15 protein-coding genes are annotated in these 14,333 nt (G+C 60.7%); 7 read left to right on the plus strand and 8 right to left on the minus strand.

What is annotated here, in order from left to right; all coding sequences use genetic code 11:
- Window positions 1-93: 93 nt before the first annotated feature.
- Together NW842_RS03090 and NW842_RS03095 are read left to right on the plus strand one after the other, a co-directional pair.
- The gene (locus NW842_RS03090) at window positions 94-1,059 is read left to right on the plus strand and encodes a LysR family transcriptional regulator (RefSeq protein ID WP_414417442.1); all 966 of its coding nucleotides are present in this window, start codon (window positions 94-96) and stop codon (window positions 1,057-1,059) included.
- Between the two features lie 113 nt (window positions 1,060-1,172).
- The gene (locus tag NW842_RS03095) at window positions 1,173-2,204 is read left to right on the plus strand and encodes an anthranilate phosphoribosyltransferase family protein (RefSeq protein WP_414417443.1); all 1,032 of its coding nucleotides are present in this window, start codon (window positions 1,173-1,175) and stop codon (window positions 2,202-2,204) included.
- Between the two features lie 102 nt (window positions 2,205-2,306).
- Here NW842_RS03095 and NW842_RS03100 read toward each other — a convergent pair whose 3' ends face one another.
- Window positions 2,307-3,590, minus strand: a complete 1,284-nt coding sequence (locus NW842_RS03100; protein ID WP_414375499.1) for a DUF4912 domain-containing protein — start codon at window positions 3,588-3,590, stop codon at window positions 2,307-2,309.
- 416 nt (window positions 3,591-4,006) lie between these two features.
- Between NW842_RS03100 and NW842_RS03105 the strand changes: the two genes are divergently transcribed.
- The 3 genes from NW842_RS03105 to NW842_RS03115 all read left to right on the plus strand — a co-directional run bounded on the left by NW842_RS03105 (window position 4,007) and on the right by NW842_RS03115 (window position 7,362).
- Window positions 4,007-4,855, plus strand: coding sequence for a hypothetical protein (locus NW842_RS03105; RefSeq protein WP_414375498.1), 849 nt, complete (start codon window positions 4,007-4,009; stop codon window positions 4,853-4,855).
- A gap of 195 nt (window positions 4,856-5,050) precedes the next feature.
- Window positions 5,051-6,172, plus strand: a complete 1,122-nt coding sequence (locus NW842_RS03110) for a glycosyltransferase family 9 protein (protein ID WP_414417444.1) — start codon at window positions 5,051-5,053, stop codon at window positions 6,170-6,172.
- A gap of 248 nt (window positions 6,173-6,420) precedes the next feature.
- Window positions 6,421-7,362, plus strand: a complete 942-nt coding sequence (locus NW842_RS03115) for a DMT family transporter (protein ID WP_414417445.1) — start codon at window positions 6,421-6,423, stop codon at window positions 7,360-7,362.
- 24 nt (window positions 7,363-7,386) lie between these two features.
- Here the strand turns inward: NW842_RS03115 and NW842_RS03120 are convergent, their stop codons facing one another.
- Window positions 7,387-8,514: an iron-containing alcohol dehydrogenase family protein gene (locus NW842_RS03120; protein ID WP_414417446.1), complete on the minus strand. Its 1,128-nt coding sequence runs from the start codon at window positions 8,512-8,514 to the stop codon at window positions 7,387-7,389.
- 249 nt (window positions 8,515-8,763) lie between these two features.
- Between NW842_RS03120 and NW842_RS03125 the strand changes: the two genes are divergently transcribed.
- Both NW842_RS03125 and NW842_RS03130 read left to right on the plus strand, forming a co-directional pair.
- Complete coding sequence (locus NW842_RS03125; RefSeq protein ID WP_041436116.1) at window positions 8,764-9,036, plus strand: TerB family tellurite resistance protein; 273 nt, start codon at window positions 8,764-8,766, stop codon at window positions 9,034-9,036.
- Window positions 9,037-9,159: 123 nt separating this feature from the next.
- Window positions 9,160-9,411: a hypothetical protein gene (locus NW842_RS03130; RefSeq protein WP_414399735.1), complete on the plus strand. Its 252-nt coding sequence runs from the start codon at window positions 9,160-9,162 to the stop codon at window positions 9,409-9,411.
- Here the strand turns inward: NW842_RS03130 and NW842_RS03135 are convergent.
- The 6 genes from NW842_RS03135 to NW842_RS03160 all read right to left on the minus strand — a co-directional run bounded on the left by NW842_RS03135 (window position 9,389) and on the right by NW842_RS03160 (window position 14,074).
- Window positions 9,389-10,648 (minus strand): PLP-dependent aminotransferase family protein, encoded by a 1,260-nt coding sequence (locus NW842_RS03135; RefSeq protein WP_414417447.1) that lies wholly within the window; start codon window positions 10,646-10,648, stop codon window positions 9,389-9,391. The genes NW842_RS03130 and NW842_RS03135 overlap by 23 nt on opposite strands.
- Window positions 10,649-10,670: 22 nt before the next feature.
- Window positions 10,671-11,792, minus strand: coding sequence for a hypothetical protein (locus tag NW842_RS03140; RefSeq protein ID WP_414417448.1), 1,122 nt, complete (start codon window positions 11,790-11,792; stop codon window positions 10,671-10,673).
- A gap of 200 nt (window positions 11,793-11,992) precedes the next feature.
- On the minus strand, window positions 11,993-12,577 hold the full coding sequence (locus NW842_RS03145; protein ID WP_414344494.1) for a hypothetical protein: 585 nt from the start codon (window positions 12,575-12,577) through the stop codon (window positions 11,993-11,995).
- Window positions 12,578-12,708: 131 nt separating this feature from the next.
- Window positions 12,709-13,416 (minus strand): orotidine-5'-phosphate decarboxylase, encoded by a 708-nt coding sequence (gene pyrF, locus NW842_RS03150; protein WP_414344489.1) that lies wholly within the window; start codon window positions 13,414-13,416, stop codon window positions 12,709-12,711.
- Entirely contained in the window at window positions 13,413-13,841 is a 429-nt protein-coding gene (locus tag NW842_RS03155; protein ID WP_414417449.1) for a DUF6464 family protein, read from the minus strand. The genes pyrF and NW842_RS03155 overlap by 4 nt, the downstream gene beginning before the upstream one ends.
- A gap of 53 nt (window positions 13,842-13,894) precedes the next feature.
- On the minus strand, window positions 13,895-14,074 hold the full coding sequence (locus tag NW842_RS03160) for a hypothetical protein (RefSeq protein WP_414417450.1): 180 nt from the start codon (window positions 14,072-14,074) through the stop codon (window positions 13,895-13,897).
- Between the last annotated feature and the right edge of the window lie 259 nt (window positions 14,075-14,333).

Below are 14,333 nucleotides of genomic sequence, written 5' to 3' on the forward strand. Positions count from 1 at the left end.
TCCAACAAACAACTTGTAACGGTGTTTACAAAAGCCTACTGCTTCCCCAGCTAGGATGCCACCACGGCAGGCTACATCATCAAGGGATCCCGAGTGCGGCTGGAGTTGTTGCAAGCCTTTTTGAACGTGGTGGAAACGGGCAGCTTTTTGGCCGCTGCTCGCCTCAGCGGTCTGACCCAATCGGCTATTAGCCGCCAGATCCAGGCCCTGGAGGAAGCGGTGGGGGCTCCGCTGTTGCATCGCAAAAGCCCGGTGGCTCTAACCGTAGCTGGGGAACGGCTTTTGCCCCATGCCCGTCGCATCTGTCAGGAATGGCAGCGGGCTCAGGAAAGCATTCGAGAATGGCTGCAGGGCCAGCAAACTGAGCTCTGCATTGCTGGGATCCATTCTCTGATCGCCCATCAACTGCCGCCGGTGCTGCAACAGTTTTGCCGGGAGTACCCAGAGGTGCAGTTGCGGGTTACCGCTCTGGGCAGCGACCGCGCCTTAAAGGTGCTCAGGGATGGGCTGGTGGATGTGGCCCTGGTGATGGAGAACCCCCTGATGACGCGGGGGGCAGAGCTGGTGGTGGAGCCACTGTACTCCGAGCCGATTCAAGTGTTGATGCCCGCCAACCATCCCCTCAGCCGCTACGAGCGGATCCCCTGGAAGGTGCTGGCGGAGTATCCCCAGGCTGTGTTCAAAGATGGCTATGCCATGCGCTCCTTGGTGGGATCCCATCTGGCCCGGCAGGGGCTTCCCCTCAAAGCAGCCCTGGAACTGAACACCTTGGATGCCTTTCGGGGGGTGGTGCGACAGGGGCAGTTGATTGCCCTCCTGCCGGAGTCGGCCCTGGTGGACTGCTGCGCCGATCCGGATTTGCAGGTGCGACCCACCGAGCCCCCCCTATTGAGGCGACAGGTGGTTATGGTCACCACCAGCGATCGCTATCGGATCCCTCCCATTCGCCGGTTTTTGCAGTTGGCCGCCCAGCTTATCAGGCAGTCTGAGGTTGAGCCTGCTTCCGGTACAGATCCCCATTTCCCTCAGCCCTCTGCCGGGCTGTTGTCAGTTCTGTAGGGATTTTTTGTAGAAATTTCTGTAAGTTGTCAAATACCTGTATCGGTAGTTGCAAGTGTTCCGCCGTTATCTCCCCCTACTTGGGTAGCCCAGCGCTCCCGACCGCCGATGCCATGAGCCAAGAGTTTCGCGAGCTGTTGAAAAAAATCGGCAGCGGCACCCACACCCACCAGGATCTCAGCCGGGCAGAGGCCGCCAGCGCTGCTCGGATGCTCCTGCGGGGGGAAGCCACTCCCGCCCAGATCGGGGCTTTTTTAATTGCCCACCGCATCAAGCGCCCCACTGCCGAAGAGCTGGCCGGTATGTTGGATGCCTACGCAGAAGACGGCCCTCTTCTGCCCCAACGGGATTTGCCCCATCCCTTGATCATCTTTGGCCATCCCTACGATGGCCGCTCGCGGACGGCGCCGCTGGGGGTGCTGGTGGCTTTGCTGCTGGCGGCGGCAGGGTCAGCCGTTTTGCTGCATGGCTCTGGCTTCTGTCCCACCAAGTATGGGCTGCCTTTGGAAACGGTGTGGCGGAGCTTGGGGGTAGATTGGCGGGGGCTATCCCTGGAGCGGGTGGGGCAACTGCTGGAACAAACCGGGCTGGGATTTTTGTATTTGCCCACCTGTTTTCCCCAGGCTCAGGCCCTGATGGACTACCGGGATCAAATCGGCAAGCGCCCCCCCTTGGCCACCTTGGAGCTGGTCTGGACACCCTACCAAGGCCCCTTTCACCTGGTGGCCGGGTACGTGCATCCGCCCACCGAGGCCACGATGCTGGAGCTGTTTGCCCTGCGGGAGATCCGGCAATTTACCACCGTCAAAGGTTTGGAAGGCAGTTGCGACCTGCCGCGGGAACGGGCGGCCATTCTCAACCAGGGCAGGAAACGGCTGCTCTTGAAGGCTCGCGATTGTCACTTGGCAGGCCCGGAGATTCCCCTCTCCGGCGAGAAAGAGCTGCTCCAACAGATGCAGCAGGTGCTCAGCGGGGATCCCTGTGAACTCACCCCAGCCGCTCTCTGGAATGGGGGTAGCTATCTGTGGCTCCTCGGGCTTGCTCCATCCTTGCCAGAAGGGATCCAACAGGCGGAAGACCTACTTCGCTCCGGACGGGTGATGGAGAAGCTGAAACAACTGATCCAGGTGATTGACCTCTCCTAGGACTGGCATCCCCTGTTTTGATGGCTGGAGTCAAGCTCTCCAGCCCAGGGAAAAAAGCCCCCCGGCCAGCTCCAGGGGGCAAGAAGGGAAAGGTTGGATCCTTCAGGGCAACAACTCTTCGATGGCCTCTTCCTTGGTGTTGGTGCGGCGGGAGAGGGTGCGGCGGTCGAAGGTCATGTGGATCTCCCGGTTTTGCTCGCCATCGGCAGCCACCGCAAAGATGGGGAAGTCGATGTTGCCGTCTGGGAAAGCCATGTGGAAGCGGAAGGTGCCATCGGGGTTGAGCTGGATCTTGCGCCCGCCAATGGTAACGGTGGCATCCGGCTCTGTGGCCCCATAGACAATCAGCTCGGCATCGGCCACCAACCAGAACTTGCGAGAGCGCTGCGGCAGCACTTCGGAAGCCCCCGAGAACAGGCCCAGGCCGGATCCTGAAGCCATCCAGGGAGCAGCGGGCACCTCCGCCATGGCCATCCCCATCATGCCCACACCCGAGGGGATGATAAACGAGCTGATGGCCTGCTCGGGCACCAATTGGCGGCTGCCCATCTGGTGGCTGCCAAACAGGGATCCCGCCACCCGCATCGCCTCAAAGCCACCCACCATTTCCAGGAAGGGATCGACCATGGCCCCTTGCTGCGGCTCATCGCCCTTGTAGGCCACCACACCCATGCCGGTGGCACTGCGCTTGTAAGGCTCGCTGAGCTGGTAGAGGGTGCGGCCCTGCAGGGCCATATCGAAGGGCACCGTCAGGAAATGCTCTTCAAACCAGTCGGAAGGATAGACCGGCGGCACCATCACTGCAGCCGAGCGGGCCAACATCAGCCAGCGGCCATCTGCCGTCCGGTAGCCGATCTCCACAATGTAGGAACGATCGCTCACCGGAATCGGCAGGTACCACTCCCGCGCCAACTCGTCACAGGGGTACTCCTGCATGCTGTGGGCCGGCTGGTAGCTGAAATCGATATCCGTCACATCGTAGAGGCGCAGCGCCAATTGCTGACCCCCCTCGCGGCGCTTGCTCTCCTTGGCCTCGTTGGGCACATCCCAATAGGCGTAGGCCCACTGGGGATCCCGCGGCAGCAAAACAATGCGGCTTTCCCCGTAACCGCCCGGCAAATCGCCCAGCCCTTTGTCCACATCGGCCAGATCCGGCTTACCGCCAACCTCTTGGCCCACAAACTTCGTTTGGGTAACCGACTCTTGGCCGCTCGGCTCTGGCATCGTGTCAGCGGGACGACCGCTGCGAGCAGCTTGGGCTTCCCGAATGGCCTGGACAAGTTGCTCCTTGGTCATGCGGCTGTACTTGGGGATCTGATAGCGGGCAGCTTCTTCCCGCAACTGCCGGATGGTCATTTCTTCCAACGGGATCCGCTCTTGTGGCATGGTCGGGGTCTCCTGTCTTCTCTTCGACAAATCGGGCTTTGTGCAATGCTCCAGCTTCTAACCCAAAGGCCGATCCCAGCTTGCGGCTCAGTACAGCCTCGAACCCGCTGGCGTGCCGGCCTGCCTTGCGCTCTCCAGCCGCTGACAACCATCAGGTGGGGATCAACGGGGATCATCAAGAATGATGAACCCATGTTTGCGTATTTTTGCCTGTCGGTCAAGACCCTGGGGATCGCTGGGGATCAATCTCTTGTTCTCCGACCCACCTTTAGGGAGAGGCCAGGAGCCCCAGCTGCTCTCAAGCCAAGGGGAAGACTGCGCGGGATCCCCTGCCGAACCGGCCCTGCCTGGGTAGCATGGGGGAGGATGAGCGGTTGCCGAGCGGGCCGCAGGTTTTGAGGCCAAGAGGTGTGGGCATGAGGTGGTGGAAGTATGGGATTCAAGGCATACGGATCCAAGTGAGCTGGGCAGCACTGGGGATCCTGCTGGCGGGGCCGGTCTTGCCGGTGGAAGCTGTGGATGCCCAAACGCTGTTTCCTCCCCTTTACCGCTTGCAAGGGGGATCCCCTACCCTGCCCGCTTCTGAAGCAACGCCCTGGCGTCCAGTAACCCAGGATTCTGTTCCGCTCCCACAAACAGATCAAGCCGATCCAAAAGTCCAGCCGGCCCAACCCGGCCATGGAGAAGTGGCAGAAGGCCCGGTTTTCGATCTGGATCTGTTGCGGCAGTTCGGCACCAGCCCCGGCGGCAGTGGCTCTGGATCCCGGCAGGGGGAAGTGGTCGGGCCGGGCAGCGGCCAGAGTGGGGTGCGCGGAGCCAGCCCTGGCTCAGGGATGGGTGCGGGCCAAGGGCCAGGGGGTGGAGCGGGTCTGGAAGCGGGATCCCAGCGGCGGGAACCGCAAGTGACGGGGTTGATTGTGGATGCGCGGGGCTTAGATTTCTTGCCCAGCCAGTCGATGCGCCTGTTTGATCCCGACGGCAACCAAGTCTACACCCCTGTCAATCTTGGCCAAGACCTCAACGCCGCCTTCGTGGGCAGCGAGGGCACAGCCGCCTATGCCACCTCGGAAGAGCAGGCCCGCTCGCTGGTAAACCGCATTGGGGAACGGCCCCACCGCATTCGCGCCATCCGTACCCTTGGCTACGACCTGGTGATTTCCGCCGAAGATGCCTTTAGCCTGCGCCAGATGAATGCGACAGATGGCTTCCTGGATCGCTTTGCCGTGGTGGTCATCTGGGATGGCAGCCAAGCCAGTCTCCCCTGAGGCCCAGGGATCCCAACATGGCCATCCAAGTGCAGGACAGGGGAATGCTAGCCTAACAAAAGTGCTCTGTCTGCACCGCCCCTGGCGGGGTTGTTGCTGTGCCTGCGGCACCCTATGTTGCCACGCAACGCTTACGCGAACAGGAACCGCAACGCTGTCGCGACGAGGCCGCAAACGCTATCTTCCCCTAGCCCTATGCAACGGTTTGCCAACCAACCTCTGCGGGAACATCCCCACCTGGCGGTGTTTTCCTCCAGCAAGGTGGGCAATTTTGTGGTTACCATCCCGCTGTTGCGGGGCCTCAAGGAGAAGTACCCCGATTGTGTGCTGGACTTTTTCGGCAGCGAAATTACCCGCGACTTCGAACTTCACTGTCCCTACATTGACTTTAGCTTTCCTCTTTACAGCCGTCGCCCCGATTACCTCGAGGCCCTAACCGCTGCTGTGCGAGAACGGGTGGCTCAGGCCGGGCCCTACGATCTGGCCATCAACTGCGACGAGTTCAGCGAGCTCAACTTGGTGGCGGTGACGGCGCTGCGTCCTCAATACATTGCCGGAGCCGGTTTGACCTTGGATTTTCGCCGCAAGTTGGATCCCGGCTCCGACCCGGTGCAGCGCATACTCCAAGACGACGACTGGAACAGCCTGGAGTTTTTGCAGCGCTACAAAGATATCCTCACCAGCAACTACATTGCCGAGATCTTCTGCCGCCTGGCCTATGTGGAGACGGATTTTTTTCGTCTGGAGCTACCCAGCCGGGATCCCGATTTTCCGGTGCCAGAGGTCTTGGTGCACATCACCACTACCCGCCGCGCCAAGATGTGGCCTCTGGAGTACTGGCGGCAGGTGATCCAGTGGTGCCAAGGCCAGGGCCTGCAGGTGGGGCTAATCGGCAGCGCGCCGGAGCTGCAGCGATCCCTCTACCACGGCGGCAGCGGCGAAGACGAACTGCTGGCCCAAACAGGAATGGTTGACCTGCGGGGCAAAACCAGCCTCATCGAGCTGGCAGGAGCCTTGAAGCGGGCGCGGGTTTGTATCTCCGTGGATGCGGGGCCGATGCACATTGCGGCGGCGGTGGGCTGCCCTACCATTGCCCTGTTTGGCAACGATGCCGATGGAGATGGGGCCAGCCCGGTGCGACTGTGGGCTCCTCGTCTGCCCCACGTCTATCTCACCCAAACCGCCTACAAGTGCCGGGTCTGCGCAGAGAACAAGTTCAAAAACGAAACCTGCCTGGTGGAGGGTCATCCCTGTATGGCCCATCTCAAGCCGGAAACGGTCATCGGCTACTTGAAAGAGATTCTCAAGCAAACCTAGAGGTTCCACGCCCTCACCCCCAGCCCCTCTCCCAAAGAGAGAGGGGAGCTATGGAGCGACGGGGTGAGTTGTTTCATGGCTACTTGAAATGGCCATGTCTTGGGATCCCCATCTTTTTCCCCCTGGGAATCAGGGGGGCCGGTGGGCAGCAAGGAGTGCCCAGGGGCGCAGTTCGGATCCCTGGAAGTCCGTTTAAGCTGAGAGTTCAAGGCTGAAAACTTAGTGCCTAAACCATTTGGGTGTGAGCTGTGACTTTGGAGATGTGGTATCGCCACCAGCTGAGCCGCTTTGCAGGGTGGGGAAAAACGAGGATCTGGCAAGGAGTTGCCCTGAAGCTGCTGGCCACCGCTTGCTTTGCCTGTTTAGGGGCGATCATCCGGCTCAACACTCCCGCCCTTCATCCGTTTCAGATTGTTTTTTTGCGCAACCTATTCGGGTTTCTCACCCTGTCACCGCTGGTGTTGTGGGCTGGGATCCAGTCTCTGCACACCGCCAAGATGGAGTTTTACCTCCTGCGCTCGGCGATCAGCACGGTGGGGATGTTGCTCTCCTTTTGGGCAGCCAGCCTGTTGCCTCTGGCAGAAGCTACGGCGCTGAGCTTTGTTCAACTTTTGTTTGCCGGCACGATGGCGGTATGGGTGTTGGGCGAGCAGATGCGCTCGTCCCGCTGGCTGGGATTGGGCCTGGGGTTTGCCGGGGCTTTGGTGATGTTGAGGCCAGGCTTCCGAGAGTTTTCTCTGGGAACAGGGCTGGCCTTGGGGGCGGCAGCACTCTTTGCCTGGGTGACCATCGTGCTCAAGATCCTCTCCCGCACCGAGTCCAGCCTCACGATTACGGCCTACATGGGCCTGCTGCAGACCCCCCTTTCCTTTCTGGCTGCCGTCTGGGTTTGGACCTGGCCTTCTCCTGAGCAGTGGCTGTGGATGGTGGCCATGGGGCTACTGGGCAGCATTGGCCAGGTGGCCCTCGCCCAGGCCTACAAGCTGGCTGAGGTGACGATGCTGCTGCCTCTGGATTTCTCCCGTCTGCTCTGGGCCAGCCTAATCGGGTTTTGGGTGTTTGCCGAGATCCCGGATGGGTGGACTTGGATGGGCGGAGCCTTGATCTTGGTGGGCGCCACCTCTGGAGCCTACGGCGAAGCCCGCCTGCCCACAATGCCGACCCAGGCCCGTACCGGCGGAGTTGGATAGCAGACAGATATCCTCTGCCAGGACTTACAGCCGAGGGAGAACAGGGCTGGAGCTGGTCAGGTCTGTGGTGGTAAGGGCCACCAACAGGGCTTCTGGACTGACGGGGAAGGGCAAGTGGTGGATGTCGGATCCTGGCTGGCAGGCCACTTGGGCAGCATGCAGCAGGTCGGCGGATCCCAAGTGACCCAGCTTGAGATCCCGCAAGTTGAGGGGCAGCCCCACCTGGCGGTAGAACTCCAGCAACTGGGTACGTGCTGCCAGCGCCAACTGGCTTCCCTGCAGGATCTCTTCTAGGCGGAGCTGGGCCAAAATGCCGAAAGCCACCTTCTCGCCGTGCAGGGTGGCCCGGTGCCCCGACAAGTGGGTTAGCCCGTTGTGGACAGCGTGGGCGGCCACGGTGCGACACTTAGCCCCACCCATGCCGCCGACGATCCCCGCCAGGCAGATGCAGGCATCCACCACCTGCTTCCAAGCGGTTCCGCCCGGCTCCCTCAAGGCCGCCGCCGATTGCTGGAGGAGCAAATCCCGCAGGACGCGGGCCTGCTGCACAGCGCCAATCACCAGGGCATCTTCTGAACTGCCGCTGCTGACGGAAGACTCGTACCACTTAGCCAAGGCATCTCCGATCCCAGCCACTAGGGTGCGCGCTGGAGCTTGCAGAATCAGCTCATAGTCCAGGATCAGGGCAGCAGGGGCGCGATCCAGGCTCACATCCTGCTGAAAAGCGCCGCTGTCGGAGTAGATATTGGATAGGGCGCTCCAGGCGGCACAGGTGGCCGCAGAGGTGGGCACGGTAACCACCGGGATCCGCAGCCGGTGGGCCACTAGCTTGGCCGTATCCAGTGCCTTGCCACCCCCCACTCCTAAGATGCCGGTTACCGATTCCGCCGTGGCCAGCGCCTGCAAACGCGCCAGCTCGGACTCGCTGCAGTCTACCCCGTAGGTAGTCCAGTGAACTTGGAGGGCGGGATCCCGGGCGAAATTGCGCTCCAGGGGGGCCTCAACTACAGCCAAGGAGCGTTCCCCCCCGATCACCAGCACGCGGGATCCCAGTACCGCAAGGGGCACAGCTTCCAGAATGCCGCTGCCGCGGTACAGCCGACCTGGGGCCGGAATGGCAAGATCCAATTGGCAAGGAGAGGCGCTCAGCATTGCAAGAAAGGGCGAGAAAAAGGACTCCGTCCCGCTATCGCGAATAGCTCAGTGTTCGTAATACAGATAACGATCCTAGCCGAAAAAAGGGCTCCGCGCTGCTGACGCGAACGCAGATGGCTCACCCAAGGTCTGGCTATAGTTAAGCTGTTCATCCCCTCAACTCTGCAGCCTCTAAGGTCTCTGGCCCCCTGACACGTTCGCAGAAGTGTCGCGTAGCGACAACAGTTCTCAGCAAGGGATCCCACCATGAACCCCACAACTCAACATCAGCTCATGCTCAAAATTGTGGCCGGCTCTGCTTGGGCCGATGGGCATTTGGAACCCCAGGAATTGGCCTACTTGGGATCCCTGCTGCGCCGCTATGGTTTGGAGCACGATACCGAGCTGCGAGAAGTAAACTACCCGACCCTGACCTTCGCAGTACAGGGCGGGCTTTCGGTAGCCCTGCAGTTGGCAAGCCAACCACGAGCCTCTGGGGTGGTTTACAGCACCCCCAATCGACCGTTACCAGTGCCTTAAACAACCGTTTCTGGTGTCCGCAGTACAATTATAACCATGGAGGCGGACTTTCCTCTCGACACCGACCCTACGGGTACAGTGCGGGGCTCCTGCGATTTCTAGCTGATCCAAGAGCCCATCCCGATGGAGCAAACCGAGCGCTGGATGGCCGATTATCTAGCCCAGGCTAGCGAAACCGAGCGTATGCAACTTTTGGGAGCAATCGGCAACCTGATGATGGCCGACAACACGGTCTCTCCAGAAGAGCACACCCTCTTGGATGACTACTACACCCTCATGGCCGGGATCCCGGCTCGTCCAGAAGCTGCACCCAACCTGGTGAAGGGCGTTGGGCAATTTTTCCGGCGCATGGCTAAGGCTGTGGGGAGCAGGTGACGCGAGAGTGCATCAGTCTGTGCAGTTGCTCCCCAATAATCTGGATGCCGCTGACAATGCGCTCTTCCGGTTGGTAGCTAAAGGCGAGGCGCAGGGCGTGCTCCCCTTGGCCATCGGCAAAGCAGTGGGTGCCCGGCAGGAAGGTGACCCCCAGGGCGCGAGTAGCCTGCAACAAGGTGCTGGCGCTTAGGGAAGGGGGCAGCTCACACCAGACGAAAAATCCACCCCCAGGGGCCTCCACCTTGACTTCGGGCGGAAAATATTGAGCGATGGCCTCCAGCATCACCTGGCACTTTTCTCGGTAGCGACGGGTGAGGAGTTGAATGTGGCTTTGCAGACGGCCCTCCCCGCAATAGCGGGCCACCACCCGGCCCAAAAAGGGCCCCAGGGATCCCTCGCTGCGAAACATCTCCAAGCGGCGGATGATCTCAGGGTGACCACAGGCCCAACCCACCCGCACCCCCGGCACCACAATCTTGGAGAAGGTGCCCACATGAAGAACCCAGCCTTCCCGATCCAGCGCAGCCAAACTGGGCAAGGGATCCCCGGCAAAGCGCAGGTCGTAGTAGGCCTCGTCCTCCACCACCACCACACCGTACTCAGCTGCCAACTGCACCAATTTCTGCCGCCGTGGCCCAGAGAGGGTGCAGCCTTTGGGGTTCTGGAAGGTGGGGATGGTATAGACAAATCGGGGGCGGATCCCTTGGCGAGCCAGATCGCGCAGCACCTCTTCCAAGCGATCCACCACCATGCCCTCCCCATCCACCGGGATCGAGATCAGACGCGCCCCTGCCGCCGCAAAACGGCTGACAGCCCCCATGAAGGTGGGCCCTTCCACAATGACCACATCCCCCGGCTCCACAAAGACCTGAGGCAGTAGGCCGAGGATCTGCCCAGAGCCATAGCCGATCAGTAGGTTTTCCGGCTGGGCCTCTACCCCTCTATCCCGCATCAACTGCAGCACCACGTCGATCAGCCCGGCAAACGTGCCGCCGTAATTGAGGGCATTGTCCCCATCCTCTGCCAACACCTCCGCCGTGGCCCGCGCCAAGTCGGCCTTGGGAAACAGGCGCGGATCCGCCAGCCCAAAGGTAAAACTGGTAACCACTGGCACCGCCCCTGGGATCTCCGCCCCGAAAGGAGAAGGGATCACAGCCTGAGCCCGTTGGGCAAAAAGGGTTTGCAACAAGGGCCGCGAAGTGCTACGCGGTGCCGATGCGGACGAGGTCTGGGTCATGGCAAGCAAGAGAAAGAATACCTTAGGCCAATGCCTGCCACGATAACAAGAAAGAACTGCCCAGGAGTAGGGATCCCAAAACCCGCCGCCAGCTCCGGTAGGGGATCTCAGCCAAGACGCCGCCGGCGCTCAGGCATAGGAAGGGGAGCACCACCAAACCCCAGCGAGCACTTTGCTGCAGGGTGTTCACTTGGGGATCCCAAAACCATGTCGCCAGCGCCCCCATCCAGAGGACATGGCCCAAACCGGCCAAGCTGAGCAGGGCTTGCTGCCGTTCTGCCCAGGGCCAGCCCAACCGCACCAAGCTCAACCCCAAGGGCAGCATCAAAGTAGCCAAAACGGCCAAGCCACCTTGGGAGCTGAGAGGATGGGGAATCACCTCAGCAGAGGTAGCCGGCAAATTAAACCGTCCCAGCCAGGAAAGCCCCATCACCAGCAGCAGCAAAAGCAGTCCTGATATTCCGAGCCGCTGACGCGAACGCAACGGCTGCCGCGGCCACTGCTGGCTCGTCCACAGCCCTGCCCAGAGCAAAGCCAAGGGCCAAACCTTATAGGACAGGGCACAGGCTAAGGCCAGACCCCACCAGCGCAAGGTGGATCCCGGCCCAACACCACAACTGCAAAGCAAAACCAGGCTGCCCAAAATCTCGCTGCCTGGCTCCAACCCTTGGGTCAACACCCAGGGGCTGAGTCCCCACAGCCCAGCACTCCAGAAGTTGCCCCAGCTCCAGCACAACAGCAGAATGGCCAAGCAGGCTACAGCCGAGAAGATTTGCAGGATCCCTTCAGCCGGGATCCCGGTTCCCTGAGCCAACCAGGGCAGTAGCCCGTCTGCAAAAGTGCTCCGCACCACTGACGCGAACGAGTGGTAGAGGGGCAGTTCCGGTTGGACAAAAGTCAGGGATCCCTCAGAACTGCTCACCGGCAAAACGCGCCACCACTGCAGAGGAGCCGGTTGCCCCAAAGAGCGGAGTCGCTGCCCCAAAAGAAGGCCCATCCCTCCCCATAGCAGCCAGTGGCCCATGAAACCAAAACCAACCAAACGCCGACGGCGATGGTTGTCCCTGTTGGAGGAGCTCAGGCGGGGAAATGAGCCGCGGGGCAGCCGCTTGCCCGGGCGGGGTGTGGCGGGGGGAAACTTCATGGGTAAACCCTAGCCTGTTCGCATGAGCAGTGCAGAACACTATCCCTACACGGGGTGGGCCCTCGACCGGCAGCAGAACATCCAACGCCCTCTACTCTTGGCCGGTTGGGGAGAAAAAGTGCCCCTTCGTTACTTCCAAAAGAGAATCTCCCCGCGTGACATACTCCCGCACTCATGCTGACGCAAAGCGCTCCGCGCCGCTAGAGAGAAGGTCTAGTCAACTCTAGATCGCCCGTCAAGGGGCAACCCGACTGTTGCCAGCGGCGGATGGCCTGGGCAGTGAGTCCATTCGTTACATCGCGAATGGGGATCCCCGATCCGGTTACCTGCAGACGCACCAACCGCCAGGGATCCCCAGGAGCAGCCCGCAGAACATAAGCCTCGTAGGCCAGTTGCAGGGTTTCGCTGCGCCGACCGGCCAAGGAGTTGCCCTCCTTTTGGGGGTGTTGGGGCAAGACCAAGCGGCGCTCCAGCGTGGTGAAATACAGCCGAAAAGCTTCTGGCGAAACAGCAGTTGCGGTGTCCGGCAAAACCGGAGCCAGCTCCTGTTGGCGTAAGCGGGCCGGAGACCCTGGAGAGAGCATTTCAACCTCCGGCTTCCCCACCAGCACAACCTGAAACTCAGAGCGGGAGCGGCTCAAGGCCAGATTGAGGAACAAGGGCAACTGCTCCGTTAGAGCCTCAGCCCAAACCTGAGGAGCAGCCAGGCAAGTTTCCCCTCTTGCCGGAACGAAATGCTCCGCACCCCTAACGCGCCCAGGAGTGCTGACCAGGCCCAAAACCACCGACAAACCGACTCCTAGCCAACATCTCCTGCCGGATCCAGCCGGCCTTTTTTCAGGGATCCACTGCACAAGCCTACGGCGTCGTTGCATTACAGAACTACCCCAATAACATCGGGCATCTCCCCACACCCTCACCCGGCAGCATCCCATGAGGCTTGGAAGCGCCGCAAGGCGGCCACGGGATCGGGAGAAGCGGTGATGGGGCGGCCCACCACCAGATAATCGGCTCCTGCCCGCAGAGCTTCGTCGGGCGTGCAGATGCGCTGTTGATCCTCCTCTCCATCCCCCGCCTTGGCTTGGCCCAGACGGATCCCGGGAGTAACCAGCAAAACCTCCGGCCCCAAAGCTTGGCGCAACCGCGAGACCTCCTGAGGAGAGCAAACCAGTCCGGTAAAGCCTTGAGCTTGAGCCAGCCGGGCCAAATGCAACACATAGTCGGCGGGATCCATCTCGATGCCCAGTTCCTGTCGCACCTGCGGGGGGCTGATGCTGGTTAAGAGGGTAACCGCCAATAGCCGACAAGGACTGCCCTGGGCAGCTGCCACGGCTGCCCGCAACATGGCACTGCCGCCGGCAGCATGGACGGTGAGCAGATCCACTCCATAGCTGACGGCCACCTCCGTAGCCCTCCCCACGGTGTGGGGAATGTCGTGCAGCTTCAAATCCAGAAAAATGCGCTTGCCCCTTTCCTTGAGAGCCTGCAGAACGGAAAAACCCGCAGCAGTGAACAACTCCAGGCCCACCTTCCACCACAGCACCTGCGGCAAAGAGTCCACCCACTTCAAAGCCTGCTCTTGAGAAGAGGTATCCAGCGCAACAATCAGGCGGTCACCCTTCATCGGGGCTCATTCCGGGGCTCATAGTGGGGACAGCCCTCACAGGGGCCGCAGGGGTTGACGGCGCAGCGCAACTCTGGAGAATGGGCATTGTAGCGGCAGGTGGGATCCCCGATGTATTCCGGCGGCGAAGCCACGTAAGTGTAAACAACCACGCCCCCAAATCCTATCGGGCTGACGAAGAAACGACTGGTGGTGAAAGATTCGCCAGAAGGGTTGAGGGTTTCCTCAAAGGGTTCTGGCTCAGGCTCCAGCTCCACTTCCTCCTCCAGATTCCAGAGGGCTTCCCACTGCCTAAGGGTTTCCTGTAAAGGCACAGCCAAGTGCTCTGCCAGCTCCATCAGGGCAGTCTCCAAAGAGGCCAAACTTTCTTCGGCCACTTGGGCAAAGGCTACAACCCATTCCTCCAAAAGTTTCTCAAAATCCATGCAGCAGCGACCTAGAGGCTCCTTCTTCACCTTACCGCCAGCCCGGACAATCTCTAACTTCCTCCCCGGCAAACGGCATCCACCAGAGCTTGATTCACCAATGGAAACAGCTCCGCCAGTTCTTCTGTGGATAGGTTTCCGGTACAGACATTGGCGCGAATATGCCACTCTGCCCACATTTGCGCCGAAGGAGCAGCAGGATCCCGGCCCTCCTCAGAACCTGAACCGCCCACAGGTACCCGAGGGAGGCTGCGTCCCGACCCAAGGTTCAGTTGCAGTACGCTGTCACGGTTGATGCCAGTCAGCGAGGTTTGAGCGTTAGCCTCCTCAAGGAAAGCGAGAGAGAAAGCCAAAGCCATCCCAGCTAATCCCCAGAAAACAGCGCGGTAAACCATGGGATCTCCAGTAGTTAGATAGAGCATGACTCTAGTCAATAATAAGCTCAACTATACTGAAAATAATGTATAATATGTTCAGTACGGATTACTACCA

The sequence above is a fragment of the Synechococcus sp. R55.4 genome (assembly GCF_047461935.1).
Taxonomy (GTDB): Bacteria; Cyanobacteriota; Cyanobacteriia; order Thermostichales; family Thermostichaceae; genus Thermostichus.

Bases quoted from the DNA above. Each gene is read 5' to 3' on its own strand.
- NW842_RS03095 (WP_414417443.1), top strand. From the start codon at position 1,173: ATGAGCCAAGAGTTTCGCGAGCTGTTGAAAAAAATCGGCAGCGGCACC.
- NW842_RS03100 (WP_414375499.1), bottom strand. From the start codon at position 3,590: ATGCCACAAGAGCGGATCCCGTTGGAAGAAATGACCATCCGGCAGTTG.
- NW842_RS03105 (WP_414375498.1), top strand. From the start codon at position 4,007: ATGAGGTGGTGGAAGTATGGGATTCAAGGCATACGGATCCAAGTGAGC.
- NW842_RS03110 (WP_414417444.1), top strand. From the start codon at position 5,051: ATGCAACGGTTTGCCAACCAACCTCTGCGGGAACATCCCCACCTGGCG.
- NW842_RS03120 (WP_414417446.1), bottom strand. From the start codon at position 8,514: ATGCTGAGCGCCTCTCCTTGCCAATTGGATCTTGCCATTCCGGCCCCA.
- NW842_RS03125 (WP_041436116.1), top strand. From the start codon at position 8,764: ATGAACCCCACAACTCAACATCAGCTCATGCTCAAAATTGTGGCCGGC.
- NW842_RS03130 (WP_414399735.1), top strand. From the start codon at position 9,160: ATGGAGCAAACCGAGCGCTGGATGGCCGATTATCTAGCCCAGGCTAGC.
- NW842_RS03135 (WP_414417447.1), bottom strand. From the start codon at position 10,648: ATGACCCAGACCTCGTCCGCATCGGCACCGCGTAGCACTTCGCGGCCC.
- NW842_RS03140 (WP_414417448.1), bottom strand. From the start codon at position 11,792: ATGAAGTTTCCCCCCGCCACACCCCGCCCGGGCAAGCGGCTGCCCCGC.
- pyrF (WP_414344489.1), bottom strand. From the start codon at position 13,416: ATGAAGGGTGACCGCCTGATTGTTGCGCTGGATACCTCTTCTCAAGAG.
- NW842_RS03155 (WP_414417449.1), bottom strand. From the start codon at position 13,841: ATGGATTTTGAGAAACTTTTGGAGGAATGGGTTGTAGCCTTTGCCCAA.